Raw genomic sequence first — 13,927 nt, forward strand, 5'->3', positions numbered from 1 at the left:
CGATGGCCGCCCAGGACTCCCCGACCCCGGCCGACGGCGCGGCGCCCGTGCTCGCCGCGCTGGTCGCGCGTATGCGGGACGCGGGGATCGGTCCGGGCGTCGAGGAACTCGCCGACGCGCTGTGGCTGGCGCGCTGGCTGCCCGCCCCCTCCTCCGCGGCGGCCGGGAGGGGCGCACGCCCCGGAGGCACCGCCGGGGCACCGTCCGGCGGACCGTCCGCGGCGGCCCCGCCGCCCCCGGGGTCCGGGCAGCCCGCGGACCGCGGCGAGACCCCCGCCGCCGAGGGCGCCTGGCTGTTCGCCCCCGGCGGCGACAACCCGCCGAGCGGCGAGAGCGGTACCGGCGACGGCCCGTCACCCGTGCGGGTCCCGGCCGCCCCCGTCCTGCCCGAACCCCTCGCCCTTCAGCGCGGCCTGCGTCCGCTCCAGCGCTACCGCGCCCCCGTGCGTCCGGTCCCGCGCACCCTGGACGAACGGGCCACCGCCGAACGGGCCGCGGAGTCCGGGCTGGTCCTGCCGGTACTGCGCACCGACCGGCGTCGCGAGGCCCGGCTGCTGCTCCTCATGGACGTGTCCACCTCCACCGTGGTCTGGCAGCAGGGCCTGGACGAACTGCGCCAGGTCTGCGCGCGGGCCGGCGCCTTCCGCGAGTTGCAGGTGCAGTACCTGCACGAAGGACCCGGCGGCCGGCCCGGCTGCTCCTCCCGCCCGGAGACGGGCGGCCCGCTGCACGCGCCCGAACAGCTCAGCGATCCGACCGGCCGCCGAGTCACCCTGGTGCTCAGCGACTGCGCCGGACCGATGTGGCGCGGCGGCCGCATGCAGCGGCTGCTGCACCGCTGGGCGGCGACGGCCCCCGTCGCCGTCGCCCAGCCCCTGCCGCAGCGGATGTGGGCCCGTACCCACCTGCCGGCCCGGCGCGGGACGCTGCACCGGCGCGAGGGCCCGGCCGGCGCGCTGGAGTTCCGCCCCGACCGGGGAGCGGCCGAGCCGGGCGCGCTGCCCGTGCCCGTGCTGGCGCTGCGCCGCCCCTCGGTGGAGGGCTGGGCGCGGCTGGTGTCCGGTGCCACCGGGCAGTCCCTGGTCGCCGCCGCGGGCTGGGTGCGCGCCGACCACCCCGCCTCCTCGGTGCCCGTGCGCGCGGCCGAGGACGTCGACGGGGCCGAGCGGGTCCGGGCCTTCCTGCGCCCCGCCTCCCCGGAGGCGCGCCGCCTGGCCGTGTACCTGTCGGCGGTGCCGCTCCAACTGCCGGTGATGCAGCTGGTCCAGCACGCGATGCTCGCCGGGAGCGGGCCCGACGTCCTGTCCGAGGTGCTCCTCGGCGGGCTGCTGCGCCGCGCGTCGGACACGGACGACCCGCAGGGGGTGCGGTACCGCTTCCTGCCCGGCGTCGCCACGGAGCTGCGGGCCCGGCTGACCGTCGAGGACGCGGAGCTGCTGTTCAAGCACTGCTCCGAGTACGTGGAGCGGCGCTTCGGCCGCAGCGTGCGTAACTTCCCCGCCCTGGCGGGGGCGTTCCTGCGCGGCGCGGTCAGCCCGGGGGAGCAGCTCGTCCCCGCGAGCGACCCCCTCGTGGGCCCCGTCGGCGGTCCGGTCACCGGCCCCGGCACCGCGGAGCCGCCCGGTCTGCGTGCGTTCGCCGAGGTGTCGGCGGAGGTGCTGCGCGAGCTGGGTGCCCGGATGCCGAGGGCGGCCGTCGGCCGGGCGGCCGACGCGGGGGTGCTGCTGGAGCGGGCCCGTGACGCCCACGCCCGCTACCGGGCGGAGGGGCAGACCCGTGATCTCGACGCCGCGGTCGGCGGGCTGCGTCGGGTGCTCACGGTGGCCCGCCCGGGGGAGCGGCGCACCCAGGCCGCCGAGCTGCTGGCGGAGTGCCTGATGGACCGGTGGCGCGTGGGCGCGGACGGCGACGATCTGCGGGAGGCCTGGGAGGCGGTCGCGGACCTGCGGGGCGTCAGCGGGCACGGGAGGTTCGTCCGTGCCATGATCTGCTCGGACCAGGCTTCCGCGCTCCAGGACGAGGGCATGGGCTTCCCCGGGATCCCCGACGACCTGCGGGACTGGGCGGCCGGCGCCGCCCCGCGGAACGAGCGTGCCGCCGTCGAGTTCGCCCGGGCGGTCCTGCTGTACCTCGCCGACCGCGACTTCGCCGCCGTCCTGGCCACGGAGACCGAGAGCGCCCGCCTGCGGCGCTACGCCGGGACCGCCCTGCTGCACCTGCGCCGCCTCATCGGGCTGGCGGGCGCGAGCCGGCCGGGGCCCGACGGCCCCCATGCGGCCGCCGCGGACCCGCAGGAGTGGTACGTCGCCCACCTGTACCGTGCGCTCGACGCCGCCACCACGACGGTCGAGGTGGACGGCTCCGAGCGGGTCCGCGTCGAACGGGGACGGCTCTGGCTGGAACTGGCGCGGCAGTTCGCCGGACAGGGCGCCGTCGCCTCCGCCGCCGGCGACACGGACCGCAGCCGTGACGCGGCCGCTTCGGCCATCGAGGACTTCATGGCGGTGCTGCGGGAGGAGAACGCCCTTCCGGACACCGAGCGCTGCCGGGCCTGGCTGGACGTGTCGTCCGCCGTGGACCTCGCCGGGACGCAGGGCGACCGCGACCACTCTTTGATCGTCCACGCGCTGGAACGGGCCGAGGAAGCCGCCGGGGACGACGACGACCTGCGCGTCGAGTGCCGCACCCGAGCCGCCCACGTGCACTGGGAGAGCTACGAACGCACCGGCGCCCCCGCCTCGCTCGACGTGGCCGTCGACACGTGGGAGTCGGTGGTACGGCTGCTGCGCGAGGACGACCCGCGGCTGCCTGCCGTACTCACCGACTGCGGTGTGGCGCTGCGCGAGCGGGCCGACCGCCGGGACGGGACGCAGGACGCCCACCGGGCCGTGAACCTGCTGCGACGGGCCGTCGACGGAACCCTCCCCGACGACCCCGAACTGCCCCACCGCCGGTACAAGCTCGCCGACGCCCACATCGGGCGCTTCGAGGCCGCGCACGTACTGTCCGACCTGTACGAGGCGGACTGGCTGCTGGGCGAGGCGGTCCGCGGTGCCGAGGACCCCCAGTACCGGGCGCTGTTCCTGATGCACCGCGGCATCGTCGCCGAACTGCTGCACGCACGCCTCGGCACCGTCGACCACGCCGAGAAGGCAGTGGAGTACTACACGCGCAGCAGCGAGCACGCCCGGGAGGAGGGCCCCGCCGCCCGGGAGGCCCTGGCCCTGGCCCTTCAGGGCCGCGCCCGCGCCCGGGAACTGCTCGGCCGCTCACGCACCGCCCTCGCCGACTACCGCGAGGCGCTCCGCCTGACCCCCGACGCGGAGTTCGCCGAGCGGCTCCGCGCGGACATCGCCCGCCTCACCTCCGGAACGGCCGACGCGTGACCCACCCCACCGACGAGACGGAGACACCCCTGCCCGAACTCCACCGGCCCGTCCGCTCCGACCACCCGGTGCTCGCCGCGGTCCTCGCCGAACTCCGCACCCGCGACGGCGAGACCACCGTCGTCGCCTACTACGAGGACGCCCCGTGACGGCCCGCCCCCGGCCGCCCGCGTGCCGGCCCGCGACGCGGCCCGACGCCCGGAAGACCCCGGAACATGTGCCCACGCCCCTGCGGCAGTTCGTGCTCAAGGTCCACGGCCGCTGCAACCTCGACTGCACCTACTGCTACCTCTACCGCGGCCAGGACGACGGCTGGCGGGACCGCCCGGCCCGGGCCGGCGCCCGCGTCGTGGAGCACACCGCGGCCCGGATCGCCGAGCACGTCGCCGCCCACGGCCTCGACCGCATCCGCGTCGAACTGCACGGCGGCGAACCCCTCCTAGCCGGCCCCGCGCCCGTGCGGGAGTACGTCCGCGCCGTCCGCCGGGCCGTCCCCGACGGCTGCCGGATCACCGCCACCGTGCAGACCAACGGCACCCGCCTCACCGACCGCGGCCTGGAGCAGCTCACCGAGGACGGCATCCGGGTCGGCCTCAGCCTCGACGGCGGACGCGCGGCCCACAACGCCCGCCGGGTCGACCACGCGGGCCGGCCCGCCTGGCCCGCCGCCCTCGCGGCCGCCCGCCGGCTCGCCGCGCACCCGGAGGCCTACGCCGGGATCCTGTGCACCGTCGACCTGGCCGCCGAACCACTGGACGTCTACCACTCCCTGCTGGAGCTGGCCCCTCCCCGCCTGGACCTCCTCCTGCCGCACGCCAACTGGGGAAACCCGCCGCCGGGCCTGGACGGCGGGCCGCCCGGCCGGCACCGGCCCGGGGCCACGCCCTACGGGGACTGGCTGGTCACGGTCTTCGACGCCTGGTGGGACGCGGGACGGCTGCGCACCCGGGTGCGGCTCTTCCAGGAGATCGTCGCCCTGCTCCTCGGGGCACCCAGCCGGGCCGAGGCGGTGGGGCTGTCCCCGGTGGCCGCCGTCGTCGTCGAGACGGACGGCGCGATCGAGCAGGTCGACTCGCTCAGGTCCGCCTACCGGGGCGCCGCCGAGACCGGGCTCGACGTGTTCCGGCACTCCTTCGACACGGTCCTGCGCCACCCGGGCATCGCGGCACGCCAGTCGGGCGAGCGGGCCCTGGGCGAGGAGTGCCGGGCCTGCCCCGTCGGCAGGGTCTGCGGGGGCGGCAACTACGTGCACCGGTACGCGCCCGGCTCGGGGTTCGGCCACGCGAGCGTGTACTGCGCCGACCTGGAGCGGCTCATACGGCATGTCGCGCACCGCCTTGAAGGCACCGTCCGTATCGCCACATGAGCCGAACGTCACGTCCAACTCGGCGCGAACCAGGCCGCATTGACGCACAATTGACTAACCTGTGCTCAGTCGTGACCAGGTCGGCCGAGGGGACAGCGAGATGGTGACGGAGCCGGTACACGTCACGGTGGTCTTCGCCGGGCAGAGCGAATCCTGGGCGAAGTGGATCGACCACCAGGTCCGCGCCGCCGGACGCACCACCACCCTGGTGCGGTGGAACCCGCTGCGCCGGCCGCCCGCCGCACATGCCCTGACCGACCTGCTCGGCGCGCCGGGCCGCATCCTGCTCGTCATCGACGACTGGTACGAGCGGCTGGGAGCCGAGCGGTTCGAGGCCTGGGCGTCGGTGCTGCGCCAGGTGCTGCCCGGCTTCCGCGAACGCATCGCCGCCGTGAGCGTCACCGCCCAGCCGCTGCCCGCGGAGGTCGCCCCGCTCGCCCCGGTCGAGTTGCGCGGCCTGCGCCCCGAGCTGGCCCGCGTCCGCGTCCTGGAGTGCGCGGCGGTCCCGGCCCCCAACACCCTGATCGACCTGCGCCGCGGCCCCCGCTTCCCGGACGACCCCCCGGAGGTCTGGCGCGTCCCGCGCCGCAACCGCCGGTTCATCGGCCGTACCGAGCTGCTGGAGCAGATGTACGCGGGGCTCGCCGGCACCGGGTCCGAGGGAGCCACCCTGGCCCTGCGGGGGCCCAGCGGCGTGGGCAAGACACAGCTGGCGCTGGAGTACGCCCACCGGTTCGCCGGCGAGTACGACGTCGTCTGGTGGATCACCGCCGTGCAGCGCGTCACCGCCCGCCAGCAGTTCGCCGACCTGGCCCCCGAACTGGGCGTCCGGGACGGCGGGGACCTGGCGGCCACCATCAAGGCCGTACGCCGGGAACTCGGCGACACCAGCCGCCCCTGGCTGCTGGTCCTCGACGGAGCCGGCGACCCGGACAAGGTGATCGACCTGATCCCCGACGAGGGACGCGGACACGTCCTGGTCACCACGCACCGCGGCGAATGGGCGGCGCAGGGGGAGATCCTCCCGGTCGCGGGCTTCGCCCGCCGGGAGAGCGTCGCGTTCGTCGGCCGGCGCACCGAGCGGCTCGACGCGGGCCAGGCCGACCGGCTCGCCGACGCCGTCGAGGACGTGCCGCTGCTGCTCGACCAGACCGCCGCGTGGCTCGACACCAACCCCACCATGTCCGTCGACGAGTACGTGCGGGACATCCGCGACGGCCGTCCCGACCGCTTCGGCGTGATGCCGTCCCGGGAGTACCCGGAGAGCTTCCAGGTCGCCTGGGCCAAGCTCCTCAACACCCTGCGCGAGGGCTCCGAGCCCGCCTGGCACCTGCTCAACCTGCTGGTCTGCTTCTCGCCCGAGGTGGTTCCGGTACGGCTGCTCCAGACCGCCCGCCCCACCGACCTGCCGCCCGAGCTGGCGGACCTGGTCGCCGAGCCCAGCAGCTGGAACTCGGCGCTGCGCAAGCTCTCCGAGATCACCTCGATGCGCATCGAGTACGAGCAGGGGCCCCGACTCGACACCCAGACCGTCGGCACGCTGCGCATGCACCGGCTCTTCCACCGCTTCGTGCGCTACGTCCAGTCGCCCGAGGACGCCGCCCGCCACTTCGCCGCCGCCCGCCGCCTCCTGGTCTCCACCGACCCCCGCGACTCCTCCACCCCGGGCAACTGGGCCCGCTACGCCGCCCTCATCCCGCACCTGGAGCCGTCCGGCGCCCTCGACTCGGACGACTACGACGTCCGGGACCTCGTCCTCAACTGCATCGAGTACCTGCGGATGCGCGGCGAGTACGACGAGGGCCGGCGGCTGAGCCGGCACGCCGTGGACCGCTGGCGGCAGAACTCCGCGGACACCGACCGGGCCGTCCTGGTCGCCGTCCACCAGCTCGCCAACATGCAGCGCAGGCTGGGCCGGTACACCGAGGCGGAGGCGACCGGACGCGAGACGGTGCGGCGGCTGAGGGCCGCGAGCGGCGTACGTCCCATCGAGATGATCCGGGCCAAGGACGGACTGGGCGGCACGCTCATGGCCCTCGGCCGGTACGCGGAGGCCCGCGCCCTGTTCGAGGAGGCGGCCGAGACCGCGGCCGTCGAGCTGGGCGGCGAGCAGGTACCGCGCACCCTCACCGTCCGCAGCAACCTGGCCATGGCCCTCGGCCTCCAGGGCCACTACGCCGAGTCGCTCGCCCTGCACCGCAGGATCTTCGAGGCCCGGGTGGAACTCCTCGGCGGCAAGGACGCGCTGACCCTCAACTCGGCCCTGCGCACCGCCTGGATGCTGCGCCTGCTCGGCAACTACCGCGAGGCGCTGGAGATCCAGGGCCACAACTCCCGGCTGCACAGCCAGGTCCTCGACCGCAACCACAGCCAGACCCTGCACGCCGAACACAATCTCGCCCTGTGCTCCCGCCGGGTCGGCGACCTTCAGTTCGCCCACGCCATGATGCGCGGCGTGCGGCGCAAACTGGTGCGCCGCCGCGGCTCCCTGCACCCCGAGACGCTCCTGGTCTCCTGCGACTACGCGATGCTGCTGCGCCAGCTGGGAGAGACGGAGGAGGCCCGGGACCTGGCCGAGGCCACCGCCGTGCACTACGCGGCACAGCTCGGCGAGGACCACCCGTACACCGTCGGAGCCAGGGACAACGTGGCGGTCATCATGCGCGAGACGGGTGACGCGCGCGGCGCCCTGGAGCTGTCCCGGCAGTGCACGGCGCAGATGGAGAAGGCGGTGGGCCGGGACCATCCGTGGTCCGTGGGCTCCGCCAAGAACGAGGTGGCCGCGCTGGTCGGCGCCGGTGAGAAGGAGGCCGCGGCCGCCCTGGGCCGGGACGCCTGCGCCCGCTCCGCCCGCGCCCTGGGCGAGAACCACATCCTCACCGTCAGTCTCCGCGCCGGGCTCGCCCTCGATCTCGCCGACACGGGAGAGCGCGAGGAGGCCGAGGCCCTGCGGCGGGACGTGGCCGCCCGGCTCACCGCGCTGTTCGGCGCGGATCATCCGCAGCTCCGGGAGATTCAGGAGCGGCGGCACCCCTACTGGGACTTCGAACCCCAGCCGATCTGACCCGCGACATGCCGAGGGGCCGGCCCCGTCGCCGGGACCGGCCCCTCGGTCGGGCCTGTGTGCTCAGACTCGTGCGGTCGGGCTCCTCCGAGGACTCAGGCCTCGAACACCTCGCGCACCAGCTGCTCCTGCTCGGCCTGGTGCCGCTTGGCGGAACCGACGGCCGGCGACGAGCCGTGCGGGCGCGAGATGCGCCGCAGCCGCTCGCCGTGCGGGACGTCGGCGCCGACCGCCAGGTCCAGGTGGTCGATCAGGTTGAGCGCGATGAACGGCCAGGCACCCTGGTTCGCCGGCTCCTCCTGGGTCCACAGGTACTTCTCGGCGTTCGGGTACTTGGCGATCTCCGCCTGGAGCTCGGCACCCGGCAGCGGGTACAGGCGCTCGATGCGGATGATGGCCGTGTCCGTGATGCCGCGCTTCTTCCGCTCGGCGTCGAGGTCGTAGTAGACCTTGCCGGCGCAGAAGACGACCTTCTTGACCGCGGCCGCGTCGACCGAGTCGTCGCCGATGACCGGGCGGAACTGGCCCGTCGTGAACTCCTCCGCCTTCGACGCCGCCGCCTTCAGGCGCAGCATCGACTTCGGGGTGAAGACCACCAGCGGCTTGTGGTGCGGGTTGTGCACCTGCCACCGCAGGAGGTGGAAGTAGTTCGACGGCAGGGTCGGCATCGCGACCGTCATGTTGTTCTGCGCGCACAGCTGGAGGAAGCGCTCCGGGCGGGCCGAGGAGTGGTCCGGGCCCTGGCCCTCGTAGCCGTGCGGGAGCAGGAGCGTCACGCCGCTCGTCTGGTTCCACTTCTGCTCGGCCGACGAGATGAACTCGTCCACGACCGTCTGCGCGCCGTTGACGAAGTCGCCGAACTGCGCCTCCCACATCACCAGCGCGTCCGGGCGGGCCAGCGAGTAGCCGTACTCGAAGCCCATCACCGCGTACTCGGAGAGCAGGGAGTTGTAGACGTTGTACCGGGCCTGGTCCTCGGACAGGTACAGCAGCGGCGTGAACTCGTCGCCCGTCTCACGGTCGATGACGACCGCGTGGCGCTGGCCGAAGGTGCCGCGCTGCGAGTCCTGGCCGGTCAGCCGGACCGGCACGCCGTCCAGCAGGAGGGAGCCGACGGCGAGGGTCTCGCCCATGCCCCAGTCGATCGTGCCGTCCTCGACCATCGCCGCGCGGCGCTGGAGCTGCGGCAGCAGCCGCGGGTGCACGGTGACGTGGTCGGGGATGTTGACCTGGGACTCGGCGATCCGCTTGACGGTCTCGGCGGTGATCGCGGTGTTCACGGCGACCGGGAACTCCGCCTGCGGCTCCGAGGGCTCCGCGGACGCCGGCTGGGAGACGGCCTCGCGGACCTCGGTGAAGACCTTCTCCAGCTGGCCCTGGTAGTCCTGGAGCGCCTGCTCGGCCTCCTCCAGCGTGATGTCGCCGCGACCGATGAGGGACTCGGTGTACAGCTTGCGCACCGAGCGCTTCTTGTCGATCAGGTCGTACATCAGCGGCTGGGTGAAGGCCGGGTTGTCGGTCTCGTTGTGACCGCGGCGGCGGTAGCACAGGAGGTCGATCACCACGTCCTTGTTGAACGCCTGGCGGAACTCGAAGGCCAGCCGCGCCACGCGGACGCACGCCTCCGGGTCGTCGCCGTTCACGTGGAAGATCGGGGCCTCGATCATGCGGGCCACGTCGGTGGCGTACATGGAGGAGCGCGAGGACTCCGGGGCGGCGGTGAAGCCGACCTGGTTGTTGATGACCACGTGGACCGTGCCGCCGGTGCGGTAGCCGCGCAGCTGCGACATGTTCAGGGTCTCGGCCACCACGCCCTGGCCCGCGAAGGCCGCGTCGCCGTGGATCGCCACCGGCAGGACGGTGAAGTCCGTGCCGCCCTTGTTGATGATGTCCTGCTTGGCGCGGGAGACGCCCTCCAGGACCGGGTCGACCGCCTCCAGGTGCGAGGGGTTGGCGACCAGCGAGACGTTGATCTGCTCGCCGTCCAGGCCGGTGAAGGTGCCCTCGGCGCCCAGGTGGTACTTCACGTCGCCGGAGCCGTGCATCGACTTCGGGTCGAGATTGCCCTCGAACTCGCGGAAGATCTGCGCGTACGACTTGCCGACCACGTTGGCCAGCACGTTCAGCCGGCCGCGGTGGGCCATGCCGATGACGACCTCGTCCAGGCGGGACTCGGCCGCCGAGTCGATGACCGCGTCGAGCAGCGGGATGACGGACTCGCCGCCCTCCAGGGAGAACCGCTTCTGGCCGACGTACTTGGTCTGGAGGAAGGTCTCGAAGGCCTCCGCCGCGTTCAGCCGGCGCAGGATGCGCAGCTGCTCCTCGCGCTCCGGCTTGGTGTGCGAGCGCTCGATGCGGTCCTGGATCCACTTGCGCTGCTTGGGGTCCTGGATGTGCATGAACTCGACGCCCGTGGTGCGGCAGTACGAGTCGCGCAGCACGCCGAGGATGTCGCGCAGCTTCATCAGGGACTTGCCGGCGAAGCCGCCGACCGCGAACTCGCGCTCCAGGTCCCACAGGGTGAGCCCGTGCTCGGTGATGTCCAGGTCGGGGTGCTTGCGCTGCTGGTACTCCAGCGGGTCGGTGTCGGCCATGACGTGGCCGCGGACCCGGTAGGAGTGGATCAGCTCGAAGACGCGGGCGGCCTTGGTGACGTCGTCGTCGTGCGAGGCGTCGATGTCCTTGAGCCAGCGGACCGGCTCGTAGGGGATGCGCAGCGCCTTGAAGATCTCGTCGTAGAAGCCGCTCTCGCCCAGGAGCAGGTTGGCGACCTGGCGCAGGAACTCGCCGGAGGCGGCGCCCTGGATCACCCGGTGGTCGTAGGTCGACGTGAGCGTCATGACCTTCGAGATGCCGAGCTTGTTCAGGGTGTCCTGGCTGGTGCCCTGGAACTCCGCCGGGTAGTCCATGGAGCCGACGCCCAGGATGACCGACTGGCCGGGCATCAGGCGCGGCACGGAGTGGACGGTGCCGAGGCCGCCGGGGTTGGTCAGGGAGACCGTGACGCCGGTGAAGTCGTCCATCGTCAGCTTGTTGTCGCGGGCGCGACGGACGATGTCCTCGTAGGCCTGCCAGAACTCGAAGAAGTTCAGCGTCTCGGCCTTCTTGATCGCCGCGACGACCAGCTGGCGGTCGCCGTTGGGCTTGACCAGGTCGATGGCGAGGCCGAGGTTGATGTGGGCCGGCTTGACCAGGGTCGGCTTGCCGTCCTTCTCGCCGAACGAGTGGTTCATCGCCGGCATGGCCTTGATGGCCTGCACCATCGCGTAGCCGATCAGGTGCGTGAAGGAGATCTTCCCGCCCCGGGCGCGCTTGAGGTGGTTGTTGATGACGATGCGGTTGTCGAACAGCAGCTTCACCGGGACCGCGCGCACGGACGTGGCCGTGGGCAGCTCCAGCGAGGCGTTCATGTTCTTCGCGACCGCGGCGGCCGGGCCGCGCAGCGTCACCAGCTCGGGGCCCTCGGGGGCGGCGTCGGCGTCCTTGGCGGGCGCGGCGGCCTTCGCCTGCGGCTTGGCGGCGGGCTTGGCCGGGGCGGCGGCGGGCTTGGCGGCCGGAGCGGCCGGGGCCGCGGCGGCGGGCTGCGCGGCCGGCTTCGCGGGCGCGGGCGCCGGGGTGGCGGCCTTCGGCTGGGCGGGGGCCGGTGCCTGCGGGGCGGGCGCGGCCTGCGGCGTGCTGCCGGGGGCCGCGGTCGCCGTGCCGGCGGCCGGCTGGGCCGCCGCTCCGGGCTTGTAGTCGGCGAAGAAGTCCCACCAGGCTCGGTCCACGGAGTTCGGGTCCTGGAGGTACTGCTGATAAATCTCGTCGACGAGCCACTCATTGGCACCGAAGGCGGCCGCGGGGTTCTTACCCGCGGTGCCCGCTTGGTCGGTGTCGGTCGAGATGCTCGAGTTACTGGGGGACTGTGGCGACACGGCGAGAACCGCCCTCTTCCGCTTCACAAGGATGGTGGACAGCGGGAATCAAGGCTACGCCTACCGGCACCGGAAGGTCAGGCTGGGCCCGTTCATCGTCGCGTAAGTCACATCGCAGACCGCGTTTCAGTGCTGGAAATGGCGGGAAACAAGCGAGGTTCCGCTGCGTGAGGGATGGGGAGACCGAGGCCCGGCGCCCCGAGGACGCGGTCCTGTGCCTGATCACACGTGTCCGCCAGCGCGGATGCAGTGGATCTTGACGCTCCGCTTCGAACCCTACGTCAACCGGACCGTGACGGCAGGCCCGGAAGAGTGATGAGAATCCGGCAGCCCCGCTCGGATTCGGCCACTCCGATCCGGCCGCCGTGCAGATCCACCGCCCAGCGTGCGATCGCGAGCCCCAGACCGGTGCCTCCGTCGCTGCCCGGACCGTGCGGCCGCGACACCGAACCCCGGTTGAACCGCTCGAACACCCGGCGCCACTCCGAGCGCGGAATGCCGGGCCCTTCGTCGAGCACCTCCAGCTCCAGGGACTCCGGCAGCTCCCCGCACCGCGCCCGGACCGTCACCCGGCCGTGCGGCGGGCTGTGCTTGACGGCATTGTCGATGAGGTTGGCGACGACCTGGTGGATGCGCTCGGGGTCGGCGTGCGCGGTCAGGTCCCCGGGGAAGACGTCGAGGGCCAGATGGACGTCGGTGCGGGTGTGGCTGCCGGACCCCGAGGCGATGCCCGCCCGTGCCGAGGCGAGCATGTTGGCCTCCTTCAGCACGCCCGCGAGGTAGGGCCACACCTCGAAGCGCCGCTTGCGCAGCGGTATGACGCCGTTGTCCAGGCGGGAGAGGTCGAGGAGCGTCTCCACCAGCCGGCCGAGCCGCTCGGTCTGCCCGAGCGCCGTGCGCATGGTCTCGGGGTCGGCCTCGGTGACCCCGTCGACGATGTTCTCCAGCACCGCGCGCAGGCCCGCGATGGGGGTGCGCAGCTCGTGCGAGACGTTCGCCACCAGCTCCTTGCGCTGGAGGTCCTGGGCCTCCAGGTCGTCGGCCATGCGGTTGATGGTGACGGCCAGGTCGCCCAGTTCGTCGCGGCGGTTCTCACTCACCCGGCGGGTGTAGTCGCCGTGCGAGATGGACCGGGCGACGGCGTTCATCTCGTCCAGCGGAGCGGTCAGCGAGTGCGCCACGAACTGCGTGATCAGCAGCGTGGCGATCATCGAGAACACCGTGATGAAGCGCAGCTCCGTCTTGGTGTGCACCGCTATCACCGACAGGCCGGTGGTGATCAGCACCGACGTGACGACCAGCGCGCCCAGCTTGGTCTTGATCGAGAACGGGCGTACGCCACCCCAGGGATCCCCGGCTCTCCGGGGGCCGGGGCTCCTCCGTGCGGCTTCCCGTCCCCGGCTCATGGCGTCGGTGTCTCCAACGCGTAGCCCACGCCGTGCACGGTGCGGATGCGCTCGGCGCCGATCTTCCGGCGCAGCGCCTTGATGTGGCTGTCCACGGTCCGGGTGCCCGAGGCGTCGGCCCAGTCCCAGACCTCGGCGAGCAGCTGCTCGCGGGAGAGCACCGCGCGCGGCGTGTTCGCCAGGCAGACCAGCAGGTCGAACTCGGTCGGAGTGAGGTGGACGTCCTCGCTGCGCACCCGCACCCGGCGCTGCGCGTGGTCGATCTCCAGCTCGCCCAGGCGCAGGATGCCGCTGCGCGGCGTCGAGGCGGCCACCACGGCCCGCTCGACCCGCCGCAGCAGCACGTGCACGCGGGCGGCCAGCTCGCGCATCGAGAACGGCTTGGTCATGTAGTCGTCGGCGCCGACGCCGAGGCCGACCAGCATGTCCGTCTCGTCGTCGCGCGCGGTGAGCATCAGCACCGGCACCGGCCGCTGGGCCTGCACGCGGCGGCAGACCTCCAGGCCGTCGAAGCCGGGCAGCATGATGTCGAGGATCAGCAGGTCGGGCTGCCAAGCCTCGGCCGTGTCGACGGCGGACGGACCGTCGCCCGCCGTTTGCACCAGGAACCCTTCGGCGCGCAGGCGGGTCGCGATGGCGTCCACGATCGTCTGATCGTCCTCGACCACCAGCACCCGGCGCTGGGCGCCCTGGGTGGCCGTGCCGTTGTGGGAGGTCTGTGTCTGCTCCATCGCCCGCCCCTGAGGTGTGCTTTCCGGAATCCGTGGGGTGATCCCATGACTGCGCCTGAC

General features: G+C 73.3%; 7 protein-coding genes. 4 read left to right on the plus strand and 3 right to left on the minus strand.

Annotation, left to right across the window (positions count from 1 at the left end; all coding sequences use genetic code 11):
- Positions 1-2 precede the first annotated feature (2 nt).
- From Sco07f_RS28425 to fxsT, 4 genes are all read left to right on the plus strand, one after another.
- Positions 3-3,386 carry an SAV_2336 N-terminal domain-related protein gene (locus tag Sco07f_RS28425; RefSeq protein ID WP_108989565.1) on the plus strand — a complete coding sequence of 1,128 codons (3,384 nt, stop codon included), beginning with the start codon at positions 3-5 and terminating at the stop codon, positions 3,384-3,386.
- A complete protein-coding gene (locus Sco07f_RS39840) occupies positions 3,383-3,535 on the plus strand; it encodes a hypothetical protein (protein ID WP_007452316.1) in 153 nt (50 codons plus the stop codon). Before Sco07f_RS28425 ends, Sco07f_RS39840 begins: the two co-directional genes overlap by 4 nt.
- Positions 3,536-3,603: 68 nt before the next feature.
- Positions 3,604-4,752, plus strand: a complete 1,149-nt coding sequence (locus Sco07f_RS28430) for an FxsB family cyclophane-forming radical SAM/SPASM peptide maturase (protein ID WP_228126108.1) — start codon at positions 3,604-3,606, stop codon at positions 4,750-4,752.
- Between the two features lie 100 nt (positions 4,753-4,852).
- A complete protein-coding gene (fxsT, locus tag Sco07f_RS28435; protein WP_108989567.1) occupies positions 4,853-7,816 on the plus strand; it encodes an FxSxx-COOH system tetratricopeptide repeat protein in 2,964 nt (987 codons plus the stop codon).
- A 95-nt stretch (positions 7,817-7,911) separates the two neighbouring features.
- Here the strand turns inward: fxsT and Sco07f_RS28440 are convergent, their stop codons facing one another.
- From Sco07f_RS28440 to Sco07f_RS28450, 3 genes are all read right to left on the minus strand, one after another.
- Positions 7,912-11,730, minus strand: coding sequence for a multifunctional oxoglutarate decarboxylase/oxoglutarate dehydrogenase thiamine pyrophosphate-binding subunit/dihydrolipoyllysine-residue succinyltransferase subunit (locus Sco07f_RS28440; protein WP_054099048.1), 3,819 nt, complete (start codon positions 11,728-11,730; stop codon positions 7,912-7,914).
- Positions 11,731-12,011: 281 nt separating this feature from the next.
- Complete coding sequence (locus Sco07f_RS28445) at positions 12,012-13,136, minus strand: sensor histidine kinase (protein WP_087789554.1); 1,125 nt, start codon at positions 13,134-13,136, stop codon at positions 12,012-12,014.
- A complete protein-coding gene (locus Sco07f_RS28450) occupies positions 13,133-13,867 on the minus strand; it encodes a response regulator transcription factor (protein ID WP_003973686.1) in 735 nt (244 codons plus the stop codon). The genes Sco07f_RS28445 and Sco07f_RS28450 overlap by 4 nt, the downstream gene beginning before the upstream one ends.
- Positions 13,868-13,927: the final 60 nt, after the last annotated feature.

It is taken from the genome of Streptomyces coelicoflavus, from assembly GCF_003112555.1.
Classification (GTDB): domain Bacteria; phylum Actinomycetota; class Actinomycetes; order Streptomycetales; family Streptomycetaceae; genus Streptomyces; species Streptomyces coelicoflavus.